The organism is Micromonospora sp. WMMD1082 (genome assembly GCF_029626175.1).
In the GTDB taxonomy this organism is placed as follows: domain Bacteria; phylum Actinomycetota; class Actinomycetes; order Mycobacteriales; family Micromonosporaceae; genus Micromonospora.
Map to the genome: position 1 here is coordinate 1 of NZ_JARUBM010000002.1, position 24,443 is coordinate 24,443.

Sequence of the window (24,443 nt, forward strand, 5' to 3'; positions counted from 1 at the left end):
GTTCTGCATCGTGGCCGCGGTACGCGGCCCGGACGCCCGGCTGATGACGCAGCTGCGCGAGGGGGTCGCCGCGATCAAGGCCGAGGTCGACATCCAGGTCGCCGCCTCGCTCGGCATGCTCACCCAGGAGCAGGTCGACGAGCTGGTCGAGATGGGTGTGCACCGCTACAACCACAACCTGGAGACCTGCCGGTCGTACTTCCCGAACGTGGTCACCACGCACTCCTGGGAGGAGCGGTGGGAGACCCTGCGGATGGTCCGCGAATCCGGCATGGAGGTCTGCTGCGGCGGCATCCTCGGCCTCGGTGAGACGGTGGAGCAGCGGGCGGAGTTCGCCGCGCAGCTGGCCGAGCTGGACCCGCACGAGGTCCCGTTGAACTTCCTCAACCCCCGACCCGGCACCCCGCTCGGCGACCGCCCGGTGGTGGAGGGCAAGGACGCGCTGCGGGCCATCGCCGCGTTCCGGCTGGCCATGCCGCGCACCATTCTGCGGTACGCGGGCGGCCGGGAAATCACCCTGGGTGACCTCGGTACCCGTGACGGGCTGCTCGGCGGCATCAACGCCGTGATCGTCGGCAACTACCTGACCACCCTCGGTCGGCCGGCGACCGAGGATCTCAAGCTGCTCGACGAGCTGAAGATGCCGGTCAAGGCGCTCTCGGCGACCCTGTGATGCCGACCGCCGACCGCGAGCAGGCCGGGCCGGCGGTGGGGTCCTGGTGCGACCGGTGTGGGGAGGCCGCGTCGGCGGGGCCGCACGCCGGTTGCGCGGCGGCCCGGGCGTTGGAGCCACCCCGGTACTGCCCGCACTGCCGCCGCCGGATGAAGGTGCAGGTGCTGCCGGTCGGCTGGGCGGCGGTCTGCGTCGCGCACGGCGAACGGCGAGGCTGAGCACGATGCTGCGGGGAGAGGTCGTCACCCTGCGGCCGGCGGCGGCCACCGATGTGGCGAGGCTCGCGGCGATCCGGGCCGAACCGGAGGTACGCCGCTGGTGGCGCGGCGGCGACGACCTGGTCGCCGCCGTCGAGGCGGATCTCGCCGACGAAACCCTGTCGGTGTACGCGATCGAGCACGACGGCCGGGTCGTCGGCGCGATCCAGTCGTACGCCGAGGACGATCCGGACTACCGGCACGCCAGCGTCGACATCTTCCTCGACCCGTCGGTACGCGGCGCCGGGCTGGGCGGGGACGCCATCCGCACCCTGATCCGCCATCTGATCGACGCCCACGGCCACCACCGCTTCACCATCGACCCGGCGGCGGCGAACACCGCCGCGATCCGGGCGTACGCGAAGGTCGGCTTCCGGCCGGTCGGCATCCTGCGCCGCTACGAGCGCGGCGACGACGGCCGTTGGCACGACGGTCTGCTGATGGACCTGCTCGCCGACGACCTGCGCTGAACCGCACCTCGCCGCCGGCTGGCGACCAGACGCGTCAGGAGGCGGTGCAGGTGGCGCCGTTGAGGGTGAAGGTCGACGGTCTGGGGTTGCTGCCGGTGTGCGTACCGTTGAAGCCGATGCCGGCCGACGCGCCCGGCGCCAGGGTGCGGTTGTAGGACAGGTTGGTCGCGGTCACCGCCGTACCGCTCTGCTGGAAGGTGGCTCCCCAGCCCTGGCCGACCCGCTGCCCGGTGCCGGGGAAGGTGAACGCCAACGTCCAGCCGTCGACCGCCGCCGTGCCGGTGTTGGTGATCGTGATGTTCGCGGTGAAGCCGGTACCCCAGTCGTTGGTGCCGTAGGAAACCCGACAGGGCGAGGCCGGCAGCGGCGCGGAGGTGGTCACCGTCACCCGCTCCGAGGGCGGCGAGACGTTGCCCGCGGCGTCGATCGCCACCACGTAGAAGTAGTACGGGATCTGCGGCTCCAGCTCCGTCGCCTCGTACGTCGTGTCGGTGACCGTGTCGAGCAGGACGTCGACCAGGGCCGGCCCACGGTAGACCCGGTACCCGGTCACGCCCACGTTGTCGGTCGACGGGGCCCAGGTGAGCGTCGCCCCGGTCGCAGTGATCGCCGATGCCGTCAGCGAACCGGGCGCGGTCGGCGGGACCGTGTCCCCGGTGTCGGTGAACGGTGTGGTCACGGTCAGTTTCGCCGACCACGGGGAGCGGTTGCCGGCCTGGTCGATGGCCTGCACCTGGATCTCGTAGGTGCGGGTTGGCGAGAGCGTGACCACCAGCGAGTTGGTCGTGGCGAAGGAGTACGAGTACACGTCACCGCCGACCATGTAGACGCTGACCTGGTAGCGGTCGATCCCGCTGCCGGTGTCGGTGGAGGCCGCCCAGGTCAGGCTCGCCGACCGGGAGGTGACCTCGGTCGCCACCGGGGTGCCCGGGGTGCTCGGCGGGGTGGTGTCGCCGGCTGCCGGCGTGGGCTCGGCGCCCCACACCACCGCCCCGCCGGAGTAGAGCGGCACCGTCGGGTTGGGCCCGGTGGTCGCCTGGTACGACGGGTCGTTGCTCGGATCCCAGGTGCCGCCCTCGGGCACCCCGACCTTGAACTGCACCTCCATCCGGTGCGGCGACTGCCCGGCGGGGGCGATGGTGTGCCCGGTGCAGTCGACCTCGACGTACCAGAGGTCGCCGCCGGCCTGCCGGGCGGTGGTGGGTGCCGGGCAGCCCTGCGTGTAGCCGGGGGTCACCTGCACCGGTCCGGTGCCGTCGGGGCGGAAGTAGTAGCGGAACGTCGCGTCGGTCAGCGCGCGGGCCGGGAAGGCCGACTTGTTGTAGATGATCGCCTTGATCGCGGTGGCCCGAGGCTCGTTCTGCATGATCGTGGTCTCCACGGTCAGCTCGTCGATGTCGGGCTGTTCGGGCACCGGGAAGTTGGCCAGCGGAGTGCCGCCGTACTCCTGGGTCAGCCGGGCCAGCGCGGAGGTGAAGCCGGCGTTGTAGTCGGTGGCGACCTCGTTCATGACGTAGTCCGAGCGGCTGTCGGTGTACGCGTCGTTCGGCGCGGACGGGCCGCCGACCAGCGCGCCGTAGAGGGTGTGCCGGGTCTCGGTGGGCACGGTCATGCTGTCCCACCATGAGCCGTGCGCGGTGCGGTGATGCGGATTCCTCGGCGGGTTCGCGCCGAAGCCGATGACGTAGCTGGAGTTGCGCGGGTTGTCGCCGAGCGCATAGTTGATCTGCCGGACGGCGAAGTCGTGGTAGCGGGCCTTGCGGGTCGCGTCGGTGATGTTGTCGCTGTAGACCAGCGCGGCGAACGCGGTGTTGGCGGCGTAGCGCAGGGCGCCCCACGAGTCGAGCACGGCCATCCCGCCGGGCGAGTACCGGACCCGTTCCCCGTCGACGCCGACCGTCCAGAAGTCGAGCCACCGGTTGGCGTCGTCGACGTACTTCTGCTTGCCGGTCAGGTTCGCCAGCAGCACGTACGCCCCGAACTGCTTGTTGTCCCAGGCGACCGTCCACTTGTAGGAACGGGTGGAGGTCTGCGGTTCGGTGCCGAGTTGGTCGTACTCGCTCTCCGCCTTGGCCAGGTACGCCGCCTCGCCGGTGGCCCGGTACAGCCAGATCGCGCCCCACACCAGCTCGTCCTGCCACCCGCTCCAGGAGCGGTAGAAGTTCGTCGCGTCGGTGATGCACTCGTGATAGCTCCTGCGTACCGTGTCGGCGAACGTGTAGAGCTGCCGCGCGTGGGTCAGCAGCCTGTCGGCGTACGCGGCGTCGGTGGGCCGGAAGACCATGGACGACGCGGCCAACGCCGCCGCCGTCTCCCCCGCCAGGTCCGCGCCGCCACAGCTCGCATCGATCTTGTACGCGGGCCGCGCCATCGGCATCACCTCGGCCGGCCCCCACCACTTGTGGTCGTCGCCCCGACCCACCTGTCCATAGAGGACGTTCGGTGACGGGTGCGCCTTGACGAAGTAGTCGTTGACGAAACGCAGATTGTTCAGCAGGTGGGTCAGCTGACCGGAGGCGGCGTACCCGGACCGGTACTCCACCGCACCCCAGGCGAGCATGGTGGCGCTGAAGGCCATCGGAAAGCCGAACTTGACGTGGTCGCCGGCGTCGTACCAGCCACCGGTGAGGTCGACCCCCACGTCGGCGCCGTCGCGCAGTGCGGAGTCGCCGCGCCACGACACCCGATTCCACTCCGGTAGCGTCCCGGACTGCTGCGCCTCGTAGAACAGCAGCGACTTCTGCAACGCCTCCGCGTAGTTGAACGCCGGCGCGACAGCGGGCTGGGCCCCGTCGGATCCGCCCCCGCCGACCGGCCCGGCGGCGGCGCCGGTCGCGGGTACGCCGAGCGCGAGCGCGAGCCCGGCGGCCAGCGCCGTGACGACGGCCAGCAGTCGGCGCGGCCAGGGCTGGTCGGGGCGGCGAGGCCAGGGCTGATCGGCCCGGCGAGGCTGGTCCGCCCGGCGAGGCTGGTCGGCGCGGCGAGGCTGGTCGGCGCGGCGGAGCCGGGGCCACGGTTGGTCGGCACGACGCGGCCAGGGCTGGTCCGGGCGATGGTTCGGTCGGTGCCGGTTGGCGCGGGCGCGGCGCGGCCGTGGGTGGTGATGCATGCGACTGCTCCTGTCGATGCGTGGCGGGCAGCATCGACCAGACGCGTGGGCGCGTCGGAGTGGACGGCTGCCGACGGAGGTGGCGGTGCGAGGTGGCTTCAACAGGAGCGGGAGCGCTCCCATGGATACCCAGCAATGTAATGCCCGAGTCACCGCTTGTGAAGAGCCACGCCACCGGCCCCCGGCACACCAGGCCGCACACGCCGGAACGTACGCCACACAGGGGCACGCGTCCCGCCGCACGAGCAAATCTTGGACAGTTGCCGTTCCGCGCTAACGGCACGCCCGGTTGGGCTTGCTGATCGTTTGCCGCCGAGTGACTCGACGCGCCGCTGTGCGAGTCACTCAACCGCAAACGATCGTCCACGGACCAGTCCCCGGCCAAGCGATGGGCAGGGCTCCCGCACCGGGGGCCCTGCCCACCTCACCGTCCTCCGCACCGGAGGACGGTCGTCTGATCCGCCGACCAACCCGCCCTCAGCCGCTGGTCTCGGCCGGTGCCGGCACCTGGGCGGCCAGGGGCATGGTCATGGTCAGCAGGGCACCGTCCCGCTCGATCGTGGTCGGCCGGGACAGTCGGCGCAGCGTACGCAGCATCGGTGCGTTGTCCGCCTGGACGTGCAGCACCAGCGCCGCGTAACCGGCCGACTCGGCCTGCCGGGTGAGCCGGCGCAGCAGCGTCGAGCCCAGCCCGCGCCGCTGCCAGTCGTCGCGCACCAGCAGCGCCAGCTCGGCCTCGTCGCCCTCGGCGAGCAGGTTGGCCATCGCGACGACCGACTCCGCCGCCCCGCCGGAGCCGGTCGTCGCGGCGATCAGGGTCAGCCCACGGACCGGCTCCAGCAGCCGGCGCAGGCGGGCCGGGGAGGGTTGGCCCGCACCTCCCAGGTAACGACGCTGCCGGCTGGCCGCCGAACAGGCCTGGTGCAGCTCGACCACCGACGTCAGGTCGTCCGCGACGGCGGGGCGTACGATCAGCTCGGCACCGTCCGGCAGAACCACGGTGACCTGCTCGGTGCTGCGACGGGCCGCCGTGGCACCCAGCTCCAGCAGCGCCTGCGCCCGGGCGTACTCCGCCGGGGTGAAGCTCGGCGCGACCCGGCGCAGCAGATACGACCCGCCGTTGGGATCGGCCAGCGACATGGTCAGATCGTCGATCCCCGGGCGGGCGGCGGCGGGTGCGGGCCGCCAGGTCACCTCGTCGGCGCCGAGCAGGGCCCGGAGCACCTCGCCGGTCGCGTCCGGGTCGTGCACCAGCCGGGTGGCCAGCCCGAGCACCCGGGTGGGCTGGTCGGCCAAACCACGCGCCTCACTGCGTGCCACCCAACAGTCCCGACCCCGCCCCCGCTCGACGGCGGCGAGGAGATCCGCCTCGTCGAGAGTGTCCGGCGCGTCGACGAGGAAGTCGTCGACGGCACCGCGCTCGGTGGTGTGCACCTGCACGGTGAGGATGTTGACTCCGCGCAACGCGAGGCTCGCCGTGAGCACCGACAGGTAGCCCGGCCGGTCGTCCACGGTGGCTCGGATCCGCCACAGCGTCATCGTTGCCTCCCTTCCCGTGCCACCCTCGCCTGCCGCTGTTGCCAGCCGGTTGCCCCACCATGTCCAGCCGTGACCAGCCGTGCGGTCTGCGTCACAGCTGGGGCCCGGTCACGGGTTCGCGCTGACCGGTGGGGTGCCGACCAGGTCCAGCCGGTCACCGAGGATCACCGCGCTGGCCCGGACCAGCTGAGCGAGCCGATCCACCTCGGTGGAGTGGAACGCGGCGGGCGCCAGGGTCTCGCTGTGCTCGCGGCAGACCACCAGGACCAGCCCGGCCCGACCGAACGGCGCGACCGCGAAGTGGCCGCCGTCGGGCATGGTCATCGACCGGGCGCGCAGCGGGGTCACCTCCGGCAACTGCGGCGGTACGGGCGTACGCCAGCTGGCGTGCCCCACCGTCGCGCCGCCGCCTCCGCTGCGGGAGGCCCAGTCGACGGGCACCATGGCGGCCACCGCCCACTCGGCGGCGAGCAGCCCCGGCACCGCGTCGACCAGGGTGGCCAGCCCGTCGACCGGGTTGCCGGCGACCTGTGCCAGCAGCTCGGCGTCCTGGCCGGTGGTGGTGGGCGCGCCGATCGCCCGCCACACGCCGTCCACCCGCACTCCGGGGATCGCCGCCAGGCCCGCCAACAGCCGCTCCACCCGGGCGGCGCCCGGCCAGACCACGGTGAAGTCGTCGACCGCCCGGCCGCCGAGGCGTTCCAGCACGACCACCTGGACGATGTCCGCGCCCGACACCCCGAGGGTGCGCGCCACCTGGCCGAGCGTGCCCGGGCGGTCCGGCAGGGTGACCCGCACGCGCAACAACATCTCTAACCCCTCCGCTCGGCGGGCCGGCACGGTGGCCGACAGGCTGATCCCCAGCCTGTCAGATGACCATTTCGTCCCTGTTGCGGTGGCATGACCCGAGGGTCAAACCTGACCTTGACACCCCGCCCGAGCTGCTGAGATCGCGACATGCGGGCAGATAGCGCCGCTGGTCGGGCCGACAGCCCGAGGCGCCGCAAGCCGTGACCGGCCCGGCGGCCGAGGGGTCAGGCGGAGGCGCGCTCGACGAACTGGGTGTCCAGGACGATGTGTGGCGCGGGGATCTCGTCGCCCCGGATCCGGGCGACCAGCAGCCGCGCCATCTGCCGCCCCATCTCCTCGGTGGGCTGGAACACCGACGACAACGGCGGGTCGGCCTGCCGGGCGATCGGCGCGTCCTCGAAGCCGACCACGGCCACGTCCTCCGGCACCCGGCGCCCCGCCTCGCGCAGCGTCCGCAACGCGCCGAAGGCCATCAGGTCGGCGGCGACGAAGACCGCGTCCAGGTCGGGACAGCGGTCCAGCAACTGCCGCATGGCCGTCGCCCCGCTCTCCTCGCTGAAGTCGCCGTACGCGATCAGATCGGGGTTGACGCCGAACCCGGCGGTGCGTACCGCATCCCGGTACCCGGACAACCGGGCCAGGCCGGCGCCCATGTCCTGCGACCCGGCGATGGTGGCGATGCGCCGCCGCCCCCGTCCGGCGAGGTACTCCACGGCCTGCCGCGCCCCACCGGCGTTGTCGATGTCGACGAACGAGGCGGGCTGCGCGTCGGGGTGCAGCATCCGCGCGGGACGGCCACCGAGCACGGTGGGCAGGCCGCGCTCCTCCAGCAGGGTGGGCAGCGGATCGGCATCGTGCAACGACAGCAGCAGCACCCCGTCGACGTGCTGGTTGGTCAGGTGGTGCTCGACCCGTTCCCGCTCCAGCGGCGACTGCGCCATGGCCAGCCAGAGCTGCAACGGCGTCTCCAGCAGGGCGGAGCTGATCCCCCGGACGATGCCGGCGAAGAACGGCTCGGCGAAGATCCGCTCGCCGGACTCGCTGACCACCAGGGCCACCGAGTCGGTCCGCTGGGTGACCAGTGCCCGGGCGGCGCGGTTCGGCACGTACCCCAGCTCGGCGATGGCCTGCTGGACGGCGGCCCGGGCCTCCGGACTCACCTGGGGGGAGCCGTTGACCACGCGGGAGACCGTGCCGCGGCCGACACCGGCGCGGGCGGCGACCGCGTCGAGGGTCGGGCGCCCGAGCGACCGGGTGCGCTGCGTTGTCATCGTCTGCTCCTCCGACGTCAGGCGGCCCCGGCACCTGCTTCAGCGTCGGTGCCGGGCCGCCCGTTACTGGCTGGCCGTCGCCCTATTGTGCGGCCAGACCGTTGCGTCGGATCACCTCCGCGTACCACCTGGCGCTGGACTTGGGGATACGGGTCTGGCTGTCGTAGTCGATGTAGATCATGCCGAACCGCTTGGTGTAACCCCAGGCCCACTCGAAATTATCCATCAGCGACCAGGCGAAGTATCCCCGCAGGGGGACGCCCGCGCTGATCGCCTCGTGCGAGGCGCGCAGGTGGGCCTCGAAGTAGGCCAGCCGGTCGGCGTCGTCGACCTGACCGTCGACCACCACGTCGACGAAGGCCGACCCGTTCTCCGTCACGTACAGCGGCAGGTCCGTGTACTCCTCGTGCACCCGGCGCAGCGTCTCCAGCAGACCCGGGGAGTCGATCTCCCAGCCCATGTCGGTGACCGGCACCCCCCGGGTGACGAATCGGACGTCCTCGCTACCCGGCCAGCTGGACGACGCCCGCCAGTAGGGTTCCGGCTTCTCCCCGGGCACCGGTGCGGCCACCACGTGCCGGCTGTAGTAGTTGACCCCGACCAGGTCCAGCGGCGTGGCGATGGTGGCCAGATCCCCGTCGTGGACGTGCTCGAAGTCGGTCACCTTGGCCAGGTCGGCGACCAGGTCGGCGGGGTAGCTTCCGCGCAGCAGCGGGTCGAGGAAGAACCGGTTGGCCAGCCCGTCGATGCGTCGCGCGGCGTCCACGTCACCCGGCGCGTCGGTGGCCGGGGTCACCGGGTACAGGTTGACGGTCACCCCGAGCTGCGGGCCGGGCCGGGCCGCGCGCAGCGCCTGCACGGCGAGCCCGTGCCCGAGCATCAGGTGGTGCCCGGCGCGGACCGCGTCCGCCCCGGCGCGGCGGCCGGGGGCGTGCACCCCGGAGCCGTAGCCAAGGAAGGCGGAGCACCAGGGCTCGTTGAGCGTGGTCCAGTACTTCACCCGGTCGCCCAGCGCGTCCGCCACCAGCTGGCTGTAGTCGGCGAACCGGTAAGCGGTGTCCCGAGCCGGCCAGCCACCGGCGTCCTCCAGCTCCTGGGGCAGGTCCCAGTGGTAGAGGGTGAGCCAGGGCTCGATCCCGTTGGCCAGCAGCTCGTCGACCAGCCGCCGGTAGAAGTCGAGCCCCTCGGCGTTCGCCGGGCCCGACCCGCCCGGCTGCACCCGGGGCCAGGAAACCGAGAAACGGTACGACTTCAACCCCAGCTCGGCCATCAGGCGAACGTCCTCGCCGAGCCGGTGGTAGTGGTCGCAGGCGACGTCGCCGGTGTGCCCGGCGACCGTCCGGCCCTCGGTGTGGCTGAAGGTGTCCCAGATCGACGGGGTCCGGCCGCCCTCGGCCGCCGCGCCCTCGATCTGGTACGCGGCGGTCGCCGCACCCCAGAGAAAGCCGGGTGGGAAGGTCAGCGGCGCGTCTTCGTCCAGGACGCCGACGGCGGGCGGGGTGGCGGGGTTACTCACGACTTGACTGCACCTTCCATGATCCCGCCGATGATCTGGCGGCCGAACAGAATGAAGACCAGGACCAGTGGCAGGGTGCCGACCGCCGTGGCGGCGAAGACCTGGGAGTAGTCGGTGTAGTAGGCGTACGACAGGAAGGAGAGCGAGACCTGCAGGGTCGGGTTCTCCGGGGTGAGGATCGCGTACGGCCAGAGGAACGAGTTCCAGTTCTCCATGAAGGTCAACAGACCCAGCACGCCGGCGGCCGGACGCAACGCGGGCAGCACGATGTTCCAGTAGATCCGGAAGGTGCTGGCGCCGTCGACCCGGCCGGCCTCGATCAGTTCGTCGGAGATCGCCTGGCTGGCGTACTGCCGCATCATGAACACGCCGAAGCCGGTGACCAGGAACGGCACGGTGACCGCGTAGAGGGTGCCATGCCAGTCGAGCTCCTGCATCATGCCCCAGAGCGGGATGAGGCCCATCTGGGTCGGGATCATCATGGTGACGATGATCGCCAGCAGCAGGATGTTGCGGCCCCGGAATCGCAGCTTCGCGAAGGCGAAGCCGGCCAGCGAGCCGGTGAGCACCACCGACACGGTGACCACCGAGGAGACGATGATCGAGTTCGTCAGGCCGGTGAGGAAGTTGGCCGCGTCGTTGTCGAGCACCCGCCCGAAGTTGTCGCCGAAGGCACTTCCGGGGGTGAACGGCGGCGGCACGTCGTTGATGGCGTCCAGGGTGCGGCTGCCGATCACCAGCATGTAGTAGAAGGGGTAGATCGACAACAGGGCCGCCAGGACGAGGGCCATGTAGGTCAATGGACTGGTGCGCCACAGGCGCTGGGAAGCCGAGAACACAGACCTCTCCTCACTTGGCCGCGCGGCGGACGAGAACGAAGTTGAGCAGCGACATCAAGACGATGATCATGAAGATCGCCCAGGCCACCGCGGCCCCGTAGCCTGCGGTGCTCAGGTTGTCGATGCCCTTCTCGTACATGTACATGGCCAGGGTCTGGAACTCCCGCTGATTGCCACCGAGGATGCGCCCGTTGGCGAAGAGCAGCGGCTCGGTGAAGAGCTGCATGCCGCCGATCGTGGAGAGGATGACCACGAAGATGAAGGTGGGCTTGAGCATCGGCAGGGTGATCCGCCAGAACTGCCGCCACTGACTGGCGCCGTCGATCGCGGCCGCCTCGTACAGGTCCTTCGGGATGGCCTGCATGCCGGCGAGCAGGATCAGGGTGTTGTAGCCGGTCCACCGCCAGTTGACCATGGTGGCGATCGCCGTCCAGGAACTCCACCGCTGCGCCCGCCAGTCGATCTGGTCCACCCCGACGAAGCTGAGCAGCCAGTTGAACAGGCCGAACTCGCGCTGGAACAGCATGCCGAAGACGATCGCCACCGCAGCCACCGAGACCACGTTCGGGACGAAGATGGCCATCCGGAAGAAGGTCTTGGCGCGCAGCAGCGTGCGGTTGAGCAGGTTCGCCAGGAAGAGCGCCAGCAGCAGCTGCGGGATGGTCGACAGGGCGAAGATGCCGAAGGTGTTGACCAGCGCGTTCCAGAAGTACTCGTCGGAGACCAGCTGGGTGTAGTTGTCGAATCCGATGAACGAGTGATCGCCGATCATGTCCCAGTCGTGCAGCGACATCCAGGCGGTGCGCAGCATCGGGTACAGCCCGAACACGCCGAAGATCAGGAAGAACGGCGCGATGTAGAGGTACGGCGAGTACTTGAGATCCAGGCGGTTGAGCAGGTACCCGCGACGACGCCGGGGCGCAGCATCGGGTGGTGGTGGTGCTGGCGACGGCGGCGCCGTCGTGGCCGACAGACTCATGCTGTTTTCCTTTTCCGGCGAGGCCGGGGGCCCTCGCGCAGGGGCAACCCAGAAGGGGACCGACCGGTGGCGTCCGGGTAGTCCCCGAACGCCACCGGTTGGGAATCACTCAGAAGGCGCCCTGAACACCGGCGTCCTTCACGAACTGCTCCCAGGCCTTGTCCTTGCTGGCCTGCCCGTTCTCGAACGACCGCAGGGCCGGCTCGAGCGCGTTCTCCTTCACCGCCTGGTGCTTCGGGCCCAGGTGCACCGGCTCGATCTTGCTGACGCTCTCGCCGAAGATCTTGCCGGTCGGCGCGTTGCTGAAGTACTCGTTGGTGTAGCTGAGGAACGCCTCGTTCTGCAGCGCCTCCAGGCTGGTGGGCAGCGGGCCCTTGAGCTTGAAGGCCTCCACCTGGCTGGTGGCGTTGGTCAGGAACTCGGCGAGCTTCGCCGCCTCCTTCTGGTGCGCGCTCTGCTCCGGCACGGCCAGCCAGGAGCCGCCCCAGTTGCCGCCGCCACCCGGCACGGCCGCCACGTCCCACTTGCCCTTGTTGGCCTCACCGGAGTTGTCCGCCACGATGCCGAGCATCCAGGACGGGCAGAAGGTCGCCGCGAAGGTGCCCTGCTTGAAACCGCCCGACCACTCGGGCGACCAGGTCGCCGTCTTGGCGGAGATGTCCGCCATCGAGGTCGCGGTCTCCCAGGCCGCCTTCACCGCGGGGCTGCTGTCCGCGATGATGTTGTTCTCCTTGTCGTAGAACAGGTCGCTGCCCTGCTGAAAGAGCACGCCGTTGGAGACGGCGGTGATCGAGTCGATGAAGTTCTTGCCGGTGGCCTGCTTGTACTTCTGGCCGGCCGCGTGGAAGCCGCTCCACTCCGGCCAGAGCGCCGACACCTCGTCCCGCTCGGTGGGCAGGCCGGCCGCCCCGAACAGGTCCTTGCGGTAGCAGACGGCGAGGCTGCCGACGTCGGTCGGCAGACCGATCAGCCGCCCGTCCGGCGCCTTGCCCAGCTCCCACTTCCAGGGGAGATACTCGGTGGAGTGGTCGTCGACCAGCGGAGTCAGGTCCACCCAGTTGCGCGGGTTGGCCTTGAACTCGTTGAGGATGCCCTCCTCCAGGGCGGTCACATCGGCCGCGCCCTTGCCGGTGGCCAGGTAGCGGACCAGCTTGGGCCGGTAGTCGCCGAGCTGGGCGGTCTTGCGCAGCTCGACCTTGATGCCGGTCTGCTGCTCGTACTGCTTGACGAGCTCGTCGTAGCCGAACTCGCCGAAGGTGTCGACGACGAGCTTGGCGGGCTTGCCGTCCGCGGTCGTCGTGTCGTCGTCGTTGCCGCAGGCCGCGAGAACACCGCTGGCGGTGACCGCGGCCAGGGCGATCGCCGCCATGCGGGTACGCCGCGTGGTGAGGCTCATCCTGACCCCTCTTTCGGTGGTGAGGCTTCGTTTACGTGTGGTGGGGGGTGCCGCAGCGCCTGCCGGCGTCGACTCGGACAGCCGGCGTCGGCGCCCCGGATGGCGGGAACTGTGATCCACGCCTCTTGGGAACGCTCCCATGAGATTGCCGGGAGGTGTCAGGAGTGTCAATAGTCCGATGGGAGCGATCCCAGATCGTTACCGCGAAAATGGTGTGAATGGCGCTGCACTGTGGAACGCGCGGCCCGAGACCGGGTGCGTATGGCTCAGGGTCAGCAGAAACGGCGCAGCAGCGTGTCGGCCCGGCCGGGGTCGAAGGCCGCGGGATCGAACCCGGCGCCCACCCAGTCCCGCATCGACCGGTGCTCCGGATGGCTCGGGTCGGCCAGCGCGGCGAGCAGCACCCGGTAGCCCTGCGGCCCACCGACGCCCTCCGGCGGGCAGGCCCTCTCCCCGTCGAGGCAGCTCGGGTAGCGCTCGTCGGCCTCGGCGGTGAAGGCATCCTCCACCAGCAGGTCGTGCTCCCACCAGTCGCCGAAGTCGTAGGTGTAGTGCCACCGGCTTCCCTTGCCGACCACCGCGTCCAGCCGGACGTCCAGTTCGTCGTGCAGGGCCAGCTCACCGTCGGGGTCGGGTTCGCCGTACTGCACGCCGTCGATCTCGAACGAGTGCAGGTGACAGTCGCGCCAGCCCATCGCGTGCTGCACCACCCGGTGCACCCGATCCAGGGTGTAACCGCCCGGGATCAGGACCCGGCGCCAGATCGCGGGCCGTATCCCGGACAGGGACATCCTCAGCTGGAAGATCTGACGCGACATGGGTGTCCCATCCTCCCTCGGCATAGGCTGCGAGCATGATCTGCCGAGCGTGCCGGGCGCGGCGGCACGACGACTGCCCGGGCCGGAACTGGTGCGACTGTCAGCACCGTACCCCCCGACCCACCCCTCCGGTCACCGGTCCGGCCAGCGAATGAGCGTCGGGCTTCCGATTTCCCTACTCTGGCCGGACCCGTCACCTCAGCCGGTCGACGACGACACGCTCACCACCCTCTACGGTCGCGCGGAGCTGCCACACCTGCGGATGAACTTCGTGACCAGTGTCGACGGCGCGGTCAGCGTCGACGGCTACTCCGCCGGGCTGTCCGGCCCGCCCGACAAGCGGGTCTTCGGGCTGCTGCGGATGCTCTGCGACGCGCTCCTCGTGGCCGCCGGCACGCTGCGCCACGAGGGCTACCGGGCGGTCCGACTCGACGAGCGACGCCGGGCCTGGCGACGCGCGCACGGGCTGGCCGAGTATCCGACGCTCGTGGTGGTCTCCGGCACCGCACACCTCGACCCGACCCAGGCGGCCTTCGCCGACGCGCCGGTACGCCCCGTGGTGCTCACCCGCGACGACGCGCCCGCGCCGCCCGGGCTGGCGGCCGTGGCCGACCTGGTGCGCTGCGGCGACGGCCGGGTGGACCTCGCCACCGGCCTCGCCGAGCTGCGCCGCCGCGGGCTCGCCCAGGTGCTCTGCGAGGGCGGCCCGCGACTGTTCGGCACGCTCACCGCCGCCGACCTCGTCGACGAGGTGTGCCTCTCGGTCGCCCCGCTGCTCGCCGGTGCCGGCCCCGACCGGATCACCGCCGGCGACCCGAGCCCGCCCCGTGGCCTGCCGCTGCGTCACGTCCTGCTCGCCGGCGACGGCACCCTGCTGCTGCGCTACGCCCGGCGCTGACGACGCGGCCCGCGCCGACCGTGCGGCCCGCGCCGCGAGCGCAGCCCGGGTTGGCGATGCCGCCGAGTTGACCGAATCCAACGCCTGACCGCAGGTCAGCTCATTACCGTGGACCGGGATCGGTAGCTGCCGGAGGGCGGGGCGTTGGCGCACGAGGTGGTCGAGCTACGGATCCACGGGGTCTCCGGCGCCTCCGCCGAGGCGCTGCTGGACCACCCGGTCGTGATCCGGGTCGCCGGCGACGACAACGCGGGCTTCTACCGGCCCCGGCCCGGCTTCGGGATCAGCGACCGGCCGCAGGCGTTGCGGGTGGAGGCGTACCGCTGGGGCGCGCTGACCGCCGGCGGTGCCGTGCGTACCCTGTCGCTGCTCTTCCTGTTGCCGTTCATGCTGGTCAACCTCGCCGTCTGGACGCGGCCGGCGACCGGCGGGGCGGGTGGGCTGGTCGGCCCGATCTGCCGGCTGCTCGCCGCCACCCTGACCGCCGCGTTCGTGCTCTCCTTCGTGGGCGTGACGATCGACATCATCGGCTGGCAGTGCGTTCCCTACCAGCCCTGCCTGGCGGGGCGCGGATACCTCTCCTGGCTCTCCGACCTGCCCCTCGGGCCTCGCCTGGCGCTGCTCGCGCTGGTGCCGGTCGCCGCGCTGCGGCTGCTCTGGTGGCTCGGCGAGCGGTCCGCGCGGGCCTTCGAGGCGTTCCCGGCCGCGCACGGGCAGGACCGCACCAGCGGCGGAGAGGACCGCGTCGACACCCCGGGGTTCTGGAACGACGCGCTGGTGGTGCACCGGTTACGCGCCATCCACGTCGCGGTCGGGCTCGGCGTGCTCGACGCGAGCCTGCTCGGTACGCTGATCTACGTCTATCCCACGCCGGTCGCCTACCTTCTCTTCGGCGCGGCCTGGGTGCTGCTGGCGGCCTGCGCCGTCCTGCTCTGCTGGCCCGCCCGGACCGCGCCGGACGGCCCGGGCCGGGGGCCGGTGGACCTGCGCGGCATCCGGCCGCTGCGGGTGGCCGCCACCGTGGTCACCCTGCTGACCCTCGCCTACAGCGCGGTGCCGCTGGAGCCGGAGCCGCCGCACGGGCAACTGCCCGGATACCAGGGAGCGGTGGCCGGACTGGTCGCCGTCCAGGCCGCCCTGCTCGTCGCGCTCGTCGGGGCCGTCCTGCACCAGCGCCGACGCAGCCCGACCGCGGGCACGTCGTGGCTGGGCGGGCTCGCCGCGCCGATCTTCGCCGCCATGGCGGTCGCCGCCTCGTACGGGTTCGCCGCGGCGCTCGTCTACCGGATCGCCGACCTGCTCGACCGGGGAGAGATCCCGAACCCGGCCCGGCCCGACCACCCCGGCGCGCCGCCGCTGGAGCCACCGGTCTCCTACCGCTGGGCGGCGCTGGCCGGGCTGGTAACGGTCCTGGTCGTCGCCGCGACGGTGCTCTGGCGGATCGCGGTGACCCGGCGTCGGCGGCGCCGGATGGCCGAGGGGATCGTCCGGCGCGACTTTCCCGACCCGCCGCCGGAGGCCCTGTCCCGGCGCGTCGACGTCCGGGAGATCGTGGCCCGGGCCGCGATCGCCGAACACCTGGGACCGGTCTTCACCGTGTTCCTGGTGCTGTCGGTGCTCGGCGTCGCCACCGTGGCGCTGGACCTGATCGGCATCGGGCCGTCGGAGCTGGCCCGGCGACTGACCGGCAGCGACGGCACGACGACCACCCGGGTGGCGCTGCTGACCGACGTCGGCATGTACGTCATCGGTCTGGTCGCGCTCGGGATCATCGTGCTCGGGCTGTTCTCCTACCGGTCGGACGAGACCCGGCGCACCGTGGCGGTGATCTGGGACCTGGGCACCTTCTGGCCGCGTACGGTGCACCCGTTCGCGCCGCCCTGCTACGCGGAGCGGGCGGTGCCGGAACTCGCCAAGCGGATCACCGCACTGGCCCGCCGGGGCGGGGTGATCCTCTCCGGGCACAGTCACGGCTCGGTCCTCGCCGCCGCCACCCTGCTCCAGTTGCCGGCCGAGGTGCTGCCCCGAGTGGCACTGCTGACCCACGGCAGCCCGCTGCACCGGGTGTACGCGCGGCTCTGCCCGGCCTTCTTCGGCGATCCGACCCTGCACGAGGTGGGCGAGCGGATCGGCTGGCGGTGGGTGAACCTGTGGCGGGACACCGACTCGGTCGGCGGCCCTCTTTTCTCGCCGCACCGCCCGGGAGAGTCGCCACGGGTCGGGGGGCCGGCCGGCACGGTCGACCGGCGGCTGGTCGACCCGCGCGGCATCACCGTGCCACCCGACGACACGGTCCCGCCGCCGATCAACCGGCACTGGCCGTACCACACCGACGAGGCGTACGAGGCGGCGGTTCGCGAGCTGGTGGGGCGGCTCGAACTGACCACCGGAGGCGGGCGGGCACCGACCGCGCCGGGCGGCGCCTGAGCGGGCCCGCGACGCGTCGGCGACGATCACGACCCGTCAGGGTGCCGTCGCCGTACGGGGTCGACGCGAGACCGTGGCGTGGTCTGCGCCGCGTCGCGTGGCGGCCTGTCGTACTCCTCCGGCAGGATGCAGGGCGTGTGTGCCGACCGCGACGACGAGCCGACCGGAGCTGCCCGATGACTGACCAGGGGCTGAACAGCCCGGGCGAGGGGTTGGCCGGCCCGGGCCAGGGGGTGGGCCGGGTGCTGGGCACCGCCGACGCCACTCCCCTGCAGTTCTGGACGGCGGTCTCCCCCGGCAGCTACCTGCAACTCGACGACGTGGTGGTGACCCGCCGCGACCTGCCCGACCGGGAGCCGGTGACCATCGCCGGGGTGGTCACCCAGGTCCGGGCGCGGCACGAGGGCGCGCAGTTCGACTCCGACGTCTTCGCCATCGCCGACGGCACGCTGCCGGCGCAGGTGCAGGAGGCCGCCGAGATCACCACCACCCGGGTCGATCCGGAGTTCTACGTGCCGCCACAGCCCGGCGCGGTGGTGCACCGGGCGGAGGGCGACGCCCGCGCCCGGGCGCTGCACTTCGACCGGATGGAACGGCGGATCCCGATGGGCACCGGGCGCGACGGGGTTCCGGTCTACCTCAACGCCGACTTCCTCGACGGCACCCGGGGCGCCCACGTGTCGATCTCCGGCATCTCTGGGGTGGCCACCAAGACCAGCTTCGCCACCTTCCTGCTCTACTCGGTGTTCCGCTCGGGACAGCTCGGCGGTGACGCGGTCAACGCGAAGGCGCTGATCTTCAACGTCAAGGGCGAGGATCTCCTCTTCCTCGACCACCCGAACGCCCGGCTGGACGATCCCACCCGCGCGGCGTACGCCCGGCTCGGTCTGGTCGCCGACGCCTTCCCCGACGTGCGGGTCTACGCCCCGCCCCGGGTCGGCGACTCCTCCGGCACGCCGGACGTGAGCAGCCGGTTGACCGGGGTGGACAGCTTCTACTGGACGCTCAGCGAGTTCTGCGCCGACCGCCTCCTGCCGTACGTCTTCGCGGACGCCGACGACGAGCGCCAGCAGTACACGATGGTGGTCCACTCGGTCGCCGCGCACCTGGCCCGTTACGCCCAGCCCGCCGACGGCGGGGTGAGCATCGACGGGGTGCGGCTCGGCACCTACGCCGACCTGGTCGACCACGTCGTCGAGCAGCTCAGCGACGACGAGACCCGCGGTGACTGGGCGGGCAGCGCCGTCGGCCTGGGCACGGTCAACGCCTTCGCCCGCCGGCTGATCGGCAGCAAGCGGGACCTGTCCCGCTTGATCCGCGGCGATCTGGCCAGCCGGCGTCCACACTCGATCAACACCGCCGAGTCCGCTCAGGTCACCGTCGTCGACCTGCACAACCTGCCGGATCGCGCGCAGCGCTTCGTGGTCGGCGTGACGCTCAAGAGCGAGTTCGAGCGCAAGGAGAAGGCCGGCTCCGCCAAGCCGCTGCTCTTCGTCGTGCTCGACGAGCTGAACAAGTACGCCCCCCGGGAGGGCTCCTCGCCGATCAAGGAGGTGCTGCTCGACATCGCCGAGCGGGGCCGCTCGCTCGGCGTGATCCTGATCGGCGCGCAACAGACCGCCAGCGAGGTGGAGCGGCGCATCGTGACGAACTCGGCCGTCCGGGTGGTGGGCCGGCTCGACCCGGCCGAGGCGTCCCGCCCGGAATACGGCTTCCTCCCCCCGGCACAGCGGCAGCGGGCGCTGCTGGCCAAGCCGGGCACCATGTTCGTCAACCAGCCCGACATCCCCGTACCGCTCTGCCTGGAGTTTCCCTTCCCGGCCTGGGCCACCCGGGTCTCCGAGGCGGGGGCCGCGCCGTCGCAGACCCTCCGTTCGATCACCCAGTCCGCCGACCCGTTCGCGGTGGTCGGGTCCGGCGGCGGCACGGCCGACGACGACATCCCGTTCTGAGAGGCTGGCACTGTGAAGATCCTGCACACCTCCGACTGGCACGTGGGCAAGGTCCTCAAGGGCCAGTCCCGGGCCGAGGAGCACAAGCAGGTTCTGGCCGGCGTCATCGACATCGCCCGGCGGGAACGGCCCGACCTGGTCGTCATCGCCGGCGACCTCTACGACACCGCCGCGCCGACCCCGGAGGCGACCCGCCTGGTCACCCGGGCGCTGACCGCGCTGCGGCGCACCGGCGCGGACGTGGTGGCCATCGGCGGCAACCACGACAACGGCCCGGCCCTGGACGCGCTGCGGCCGTGGGCGGAGGCCGCCGGCATCACCCTGCGCGGCGGCGTGCGGGAGGACCCGGCCGAGCACGTCATCGACGGCACCACCGCTGGCGGGGAGCGTTGGCGACTGGCCGCGCTGCCGTTCCTGTCCCAGCGGTACGCCGTCCGCGCGGTGGAGATGTACGCACTGACCGCCGCCGAGACCAACCAGACGTACGCCGACCACCTGGGCCGCATCCTCACCCGGCTGACCGAGGGCTTCACCGAGCCCGACCGGGTGCACCTGGTCACCGCCCACCTGACCGTGGTCGGCGCGGCCACCGGCGGCGGCGAGCGGGACGCGCACACCATCATGGGGTACGCCGTGCCCGCCTCGGTCTTCCCCGGCACCGCGCACTACGTGGCGCTGGGCCACCTGCACCGCGCCCAGCGGGTGCAGGGGCCGTGCCCGATCCGCTACAGCGGAGCACCCCTCGCGGTGGACTTCGGCGAGCAGGAGAACGTCCCGTCGGTGACCCTGGTCGAGGTCACCGCGACGACGGCGGCGCAGGTCCGCGAGGAGCCGGTGACCGCCGCGACCACCCTGCGCACGGTGCGCGGCACGCTCGCCCAGCTCGCCGAGGTCACTCCGCCGGAGGGTTGGCTGCGGGTGTTCGTCCGCGAGCAGCCCCGGGCCGGGCTGCGCGAGGAGGTGCAGCAGTTGCTCCCCCGCGCGCTGGAGATCCGGATCGACCCGGAGCTGGTCCCGGCTCCCGGCAGCGGCACCCGGGTCGCCCAGCGCTCCGGTCGCTCGCCCCGGCAGCTGTTCGGCGACTACCTGGACAGCCGGGGCCACGCCGACGAGGGCGTCCGGGAACTCTTCGACGAGCTGCTCGAGGAGATTGATCACTGATGCGACCGATGCGGCTGGACATGGCCGGCTTCACCGTCTTCCGCGACGAGACCACCGTCGACTTCACCGACGCCGACTTCTTCGCCCTGGTCGGCCCCACCGGCTCCGGCAAGTCGACGGTGCTCGACGCGATCTGTTTCGCCCTCTACGGCACGGTGCCCCGCTGGGGTGGCACCCGCGGGCTCGGCAACGCCCTCGCCCCGTCGGCGACCGAGGCGCGGGTGCGGCTGGTCTTCGAGTCCGGCGGTGCCCGCTACGTCGCGACCCGGGTGGTCCGCCGGGACAGCCGGGGCAACGCGAAGACCGCGAACGCCGGGTTGCAGCTCATGCCGGAGGGTTTCGACGCCACCAAGCTGGACACCGGGCTCAGCCCGGAGGATCTCGGCGAGGTGGTGGCCGGCACCCCGGCCGAGATGGACACCGCCGTGCTGGAGGCGGTCGGCCTGCCGTACGAGCAGTTCACCAGCTGCGTGGTGCTGCCGCAGGGGCAGTTCGCCGACTTCCTGCACGCCCGGCCCGCCACCCGGCAGCAGATCCTGGTCAACCTGCTCGGGCTCGGCGTCTACGAGCGGGTGCAGCAGCGGGCCACCACCCGGGCCGGGCAGGCCGAGGCGAAGCTGGAGGCGGTCGACCAGCTGCTCGCCGGGCTCGCCGACGTCGACGACGCCACGCTGGAACGGGCCGCCGGGCAGGTCGACCGGATGCGGGAGCTGGTCGGGTCGGTGACCGCCGCGGTACCGGAGCTGGAGGCGGCCCGCGCGACGGCGCGGGAGGCGACCGCGACGCTGGCCGCGCTCGACGCCGAGCTGGCCGTGCTGGGCGAGGTCCGGGCGCCGGACGGGGTGGCCGAGGTGGCCCGGGCGGTGACCGCCGCGCGGGCCGAGTCCGACGCGGCGGCGGGTGCGGTGTCGCTGGCCGAGGAGCGCGAGGAGAAGCTGCGCGGTGAGCTGGCCGCCGCCGGTGACGAGAGCGCGTTGCGGCTGCTGCTGCGGGCGTACGCCGACCGGGAGCGGCTGGCCGTCCAGGCCGACGGGGTGCGGGCGGCGGTGGAGACGGCCGGCGCCGAACACGAGGCGGCGGAGGGTGCGCTGGCCGAGGCGCGGGCGGCGGCCGAGCGGGCCGAGGGGGAGCTGGCGGCGGCGTTCCAGGCCCACGAGGAGGCGAAGACCGCCGACCAGGCGACGGCGTTGCGGGCGCACCTGGTCGACGGGGACGCCTGCCCGGTCTGCGAGCAGACCGTCGCCCGGGTGCCGGCGATCCCCGCCGGTTCGGCGGTGGCCCGCGCGGTGGCGGCCGGCAAGACGGCCCGGGCGGCGAGCGAGGCGGCCCGGAAGGTGGTGGTCGAGCGCGAGGCGGCCGCCCGCGAACTGGACCGGGTGCTGCTGCGGGCCCGCGCCGAGCACGACGGGCTCCGGGCCCGCCTGGCGGAGTTGGACGAGCGCCTCGCCGGTGCGGCCACCGTCGAGGCGTTGCGGGCGACGCTGGCCGAGCAGGCCCGGCTGCGGCAGGAGCTGGACGAGGCGACCGCGGCGGTGCGCGCCGGCCGGGACGCCGCACGGCGGGCCCGGGGCGCGGCGGAAACGGCACAGGAGCGGCTGCGGGCGGCGTGGCGGCGCTTCGACGGCGCCCGTGACGCGGTGGCCCGGTTCGGGCCGCCGGCCGCCGACCGGGACGACGTCGCCGCCGCGTGGAGCACGCTCTCCGGCTGGGCCGACGCCGAGGCGGAGCGCCGCCGGTCGGCGCGGGCCGGGTCGGTGGCGGCGGTCGCCGAGGCCGAGGCGGTGGCGACCGACGTGACGGCCCGCATCGCCGGCATCTTCGCCGCCGCCGGGTTGCCCGCCCCCGACGATCCGGTCCGCGCCGCCACGGTCGCCGTGGAGCGGGCCGAGGCCGAGCTGCGACGGCTGACCGAGCGCCGCGAGCAGGCCGGTGCACTGCGGGAGCAGCGGGCGGAGCACGAACGCGAGGCGCAGGTGGCCCGGGCGCTGGCCGGGCATCTGCGGGCCAACAACTTCGAGCGGTGGCTGCTGGCGGAGGCGCTGGATCTGCTGGTCGACGGCGCCTCGGGGATTCTGCGGGAACTCTCCGGCGGCCAGTACGACCTGGTCCACGACAAGGGCGAGTTCTTCGTGGTCGACCACCACGACGCCGGCCTGCGCCGCGGGGTGCGGACGCTCTCCGGCGGCGAGACTTTCCAGGCGTCGTTGGCGTTGGCGCTGGCCCTGTCCGAGCAGCTGGCCGGGATGTCCACCACCGCGGCCAGCCTGGAGTCGATCGTGCTGGACGAGGGTTTCGGCACCCTCGACGCGGCCACCCTCGACACGGTCGCCGCCACCCTGGAGAATCTGGCCGCCCGGGGCGACCGGATGGTCGGCGTGGTCACCCACGTGCCGGCGTTGGCCGAGCGCATCCCGGTGCGTTTCGAGGTGCGCAAGGACGCCCGCTCGGCCCGCGTCGAACGGACGGGCCGGTGAGCCGGTTCTTCGTCGACGCCTGGGATCCGGCCTACGGGGCGTCGTTCGAGGCGTCGCCGGGCGGTCCGGCCGCACCGAGCAGCGCCCGGGTGGAGGCGGAGCACGAGCTGCCCGTGGTGGACTGGCGGGCGATCGGTCCCCGTCCGGGCGTCCGGGCCCCCGAGGTGGTGCTGCTGGTCGACGGGGTGCGCCGGATCGACGCCAGTGTCTGGACGGCCGAGGAGGACGGCGGCTCGTTCCCCGGCCTGGCCGCCTCGTACGCCGCCGGGGTGGTCCGCTGCGACCTGGAGCGGGGCGCCGCGCAGCTGGCCGGTGCGACGGTGGGGCGGGGGCTGTTCACCGCCAGCCCGTCGGCGACCGACGTGGTGGCCGGCACCATCCGCTACCCGGTGCACCGGGTCAATGGCAGCGGGGAGCTGGCCAAGCTGCCGGCGGCGGTGCAGGGGCCGCTGACCGCCCTGGAGGTCGAGGTCTCGACCGCCGCCCGTACTGACGGCGACCTGCTGGTGGTGGACGGGCCGTTGCGGAACCGGCGGCAGCTGCCGCGCACGCTCGGCTACATCAAGACCCAGCACAGCCAGTATCTCGACGCCCGGCTCACCGCCGTGGTCACCGGCCTCGCGCCGGGCCACCGCTCGCCGGTGTTCCGGCTCGGCACCGCCTGGGGCGGCTGGTCGTGGTATCTACGGCTGCCGGTAACTCCGGGAGCGCCCTGGGCGGGAATCGTACGGCTGGAGTGTTCGGCCGACCTGGAGATCGCCGACGCGGTGCGCCTGGCCGACCTGTCGCTGGTCACCCTGCCCCGGTTCGCCTCCACCCCGTACAAGGACCCCCGGGCCCCGCAGAATCTGGTCCCGATCTCCGGGCTGGAGCGCCTGCTGCGATCCCGGCTGGGCGACGCCCGGCTGCTGCACCGCGCGCTGACCGCCGCCGCCCGTGGCGCCGCCAGCCGGGGCGGCCGCTGATGGGTCGGCGGCGCGCCGCCGACCGGATCACCGAGCGGGTCGACACGGGCATCGCCGAGCTGGTACCGGATCCGGACCGGTCCGGGTCGTGGACGCTGCTGCTCGACGGTGCGCCACAGTCGCATGTGGACCTGACCGACCCGACCCACCTGGAGTTCGAGTACGTCCGCCGGCTGGCCTCGGCGATCGACCTGGTCGCGCCCGCCGGCACGCCGCTGCGGGTGCTGCATCTCGGCGGCGGCGCGCTGACGCTGCCCCGGTACGTCGCCGCCACCCGACCAGGCTCGACGCAGCGGGTGGTCGAGATCGACGGCGCGCTGGTCGATTTGGTCCGGCGGGCGTTGCCGTGGCGGCCCGATCCCCGGCTGAAGGTGCGGGTGGGCGACGCCCGGGCGGTGCTGGCGGCGTCCCGGGACGCCAGCTACGACGTGGTGGTCGCCGACGTCTTCGCCGGTGCCCGGACGCCGGCCCGGCTGACCTCGGTGGAGTACGCCGCCGAGGCCGCCCGGGTGCTGCCCCCGACGGGCTGGTATCTCGCCAACCTGGCCGACGGTCCGCCGCTGCGCCACGCCCGGGGGCAGGTCGCCACGGTGCGGACGGTGCTGCCCCGGGCCTGCCTGGTCTCCGACGCCGCCGTGCTGCGCGGCCGCCGCTACGGCAATCTGGTGCTGGTCGCCGGTCGCCAGGAACCGCCGGTGGCCGAGCTGACCCGCCGCGCGGCGGGCGACTGGTTTCCCGGCCGGGTGCTCGCCGGCGCGGAACTTGACCGGTTCACCGGGGGCGCCCCGGCGGTGCACGACGGCGACGCCACCGACTCGACGCCACCCCCGCCGGGGATTTTTTCCGTCCGCCGTTGATCCGTTCGGCGGGACCGTCCGTACCACTGAGC

The 24,443-nt window shown here is 72.6% G+C and carries 19 protein-coding genes; 10 read left to right on the forward strand and 9 right to left on the reverse strand.

Annotated features, from left to right (window positions below):
• The 3 genes from bioB to O7615_RS00070 form a co-directional block, all read left to right on the forward strand.
• Positions 1–673 (forward strand): biotin synthase BioB (gene bioB / locus O7615_RS00060; RefSeq protein WP_278175047.1); only part of this gene is annotated, 673 nt, incomplete at its 5' end.
• The gene (locus tag O7615_RS00065) at positions 673–891 is read left to right on the forward strand and encodes a hypothetical protein (protein WP_278175037.1); all 219 of its coding nucleotides are present in this window, start codon (positions 673–675) and stop codon (positions 889–891) included. The genes bioB and O7615_RS00065, both read left to right, overlap by 1 nt.
• Positions 892–896: 5 nt before the next feature.
• Complete coding sequence (locus O7615_RS00070) at positions 897–1,400, forward strand: GNAT family protein (RefSeq protein ID WP_278175038.1); 504 nt, start codon at positions 897–899, stop codon at positions 1,398–1,400.
• Between the two features lie 34 nt (positions 1,401–1,434).
• Here the strand turns inward: O7615_RS00070 and O7615_RS00075 are convergent, their stop codons facing one another.
• The 9 genes from O7615_RS00075 to O7615_RS00115 form a co-directional block, all read right to left on the reverse strand.
• Complete coding sequence (locus tag O7615_RS00075) at positions 1,435–4,509, reverse strand: glycoside hydrolase family 9 protein (RefSeq protein ID WP_278175039.1); 3,075 nt, start codon at positions 4,507–4,509, stop codon at positions 1,435–1,437.
• A gap of 477 nt (positions 4,510–4,986) precedes the next feature.
• Entirely contained in the window at positions 4,987–6,048 is a 1,062-nt protein-coding gene (locus tag O7615_RS00080) for a GNAT family N-acetyltransferase (protein WP_278175040.1), read from the reverse strand.
• A gap of 108 nt (positions 6,049–6,156) precedes the next feature.
• Entirely contained in the window at positions 6,157–6,858 is a 702-nt protein-coding gene (locus tag O7615_RS00085) for an amino acid-binding protein (protein ID WP_278175041.1), read from the reverse strand.
• 224 nt (positions 6,859–7,082) lie between these two features.
• Positions 7,083–8,129, reverse strand: a complete 1,047-nt coding sequence (locus tag O7615_RS00090; protein WP_278175042.1) for a LacI family DNA-binding transcriptional regulator — start codon at positions 8,127–8,129, stop codon at positions 7,083–7,085.
• Between the two features lie 82 nt (positions 8,130–8,211).
• Entirely contained in the window at positions 8,212–9,645 is a 1,434-nt protein-coding gene (locus O7615_RS00095) for a GH1 family beta-glucosidase (protein WP_278175043.1), read from the reverse strand.
• Positions 9,642–10,484, reverse strand: a complete 843-nt coding sequence (locus O7615_RS00100) for a carbohydrate ABC transporter permease (RefSeq protein ID WP_278175044.1) — start codon at positions 10,482–10,484, stop codon at positions 9,642–9,644. Before O7615_RS00100 ends, O7615_RS00095 begins: the two co-directional genes overlap by 4 nt.
• A 10-nt stretch (positions 10,485–10,494) precedes the next feature.
• Positions 10,495–11,463 (reverse strand): sugar ABC transporter permease, encoded by a 969-nt coding sequence (locus O7615_RS00105; protein ID WP_278175045.1) that lies wholly within the window; start codon positions 11,461–11,463, stop codon positions 10,495–10,497.
• 109 nt (positions 11,464–11,572) lie between these two features.
• The gene (locus O7615_RS00110) at positions 11,573–12,859 is read right to left on the reverse strand and encodes an extracellular solute-binding protein (RefSeq protein ID WP_278175046.1); all 1,287 of its coding nucleotides are present in this window, start codon (positions 12,857–12,859) and stop codon (positions 11,573–11,575) included.
• A 272-nt stretch (positions 12,860–13,131) separates the two neighbouring features.
• Entirely contained in the window at positions 13,132–13,677 is a 546-nt protein-coding gene (locus O7615_RS00115; RefSeq protein ID WP_278175048.1) for a plasmid pRiA4b ORF-3 family protein, read from the reverse strand.
• Positions 13,678–13,828: 151 nt separating this feature from the next.
• Between O7615_RS00115 and O7615_RS00120 the strand changes: the two genes are divergently transcribed.
• The 7 genes from O7615_RS00120 (at position 13,829) to O7615_RS00150 (ending at position 24,411) form a co-directional block, all read left to right on the forward strand.
• The gene (locus O7615_RS00120) at positions 13,829–14,575 is read left to right on the forward strand and encodes a pyrimidine reductase family protein (protein ID WP_278175049.1); all 747 of its coding nucleotides are present in this window, start codon (positions 13,829–13,831) and stop codon (positions 14,573–14,575) included.
• 144 nt (positions 14,576–14,719) lie between these two features.
• Positions 14,720–17,002: a hypothetical protein gene (locus O7615_RS00125; protein ID WP_278175050.1), complete on the forward strand. Its 2,283-nt coding sequence runs from the start codon at positions 14,720–14,722 to the stop codon at positions 17,000–17,002.
• Positions 17,003–17,178: 176 nt separating this feature from the next.
• On the forward strand, positions 17,179–18,954 hold the full coding sequence (locus O7615_RS00130; protein WP_278175051.1) for an ATP-binding protein: 1,776 nt from the start codon (positions 17,179–17,181) through the stop codon (positions 18,952–18,954).
• A 12-nt stretch (positions 18,955–18,966) separates the two neighbouring features.
• On the forward strand, positions 18,967–20,115 hold the full coding sequence (locus O7615_RS00135) for an exonuclease SbcCD subunit D (protein WP_278175052.1): 1,149 nt from the start codon (positions 18,967–18,969) through the stop codon (positions 20,113–20,115).
• The gene (locus tag O7615_RS00140) at positions 20,115–22,589 is read left to right on the forward strand and encodes an SMC family ATPase (RefSeq protein WP_278175053.1); all 2,475 of its coding nucleotides are present in this window, start codon (positions 20,115–20,117) and stop codon (positions 22,587–22,589) included. Before O7615_RS00135 ends, O7615_RS00140 begins: the two co-directional genes overlap by 1 nt.
• Positions 22,586–23,554, forward strand: a complete 969-nt coding sequence (locus tag O7615_RS00145; protein WP_278175054.1) for a hypothetical protein — start codon at positions 22,586–22,588, stop codon at positions 23,552–23,554. Before O7615_RS00140 ends, O7615_RS00145 begins: the two co-directional genes overlap by 4 nt.
• Positions 23,554–24,411, forward strand: coding sequence for a fused MFS/spermidine synthase (locus O7615_RS00150; RefSeq protein WP_278175055.1), 858 nt, complete (start codon positions 23,554–23,556; stop codon positions 24,409–24,411). The genes O7615_RS00145 and O7615_RS00150 overlap by 1 nt, the downstream gene beginning before the upstream one ends.
• Positions 24,412–24,443: the final 32 nt, after the last annotated feature.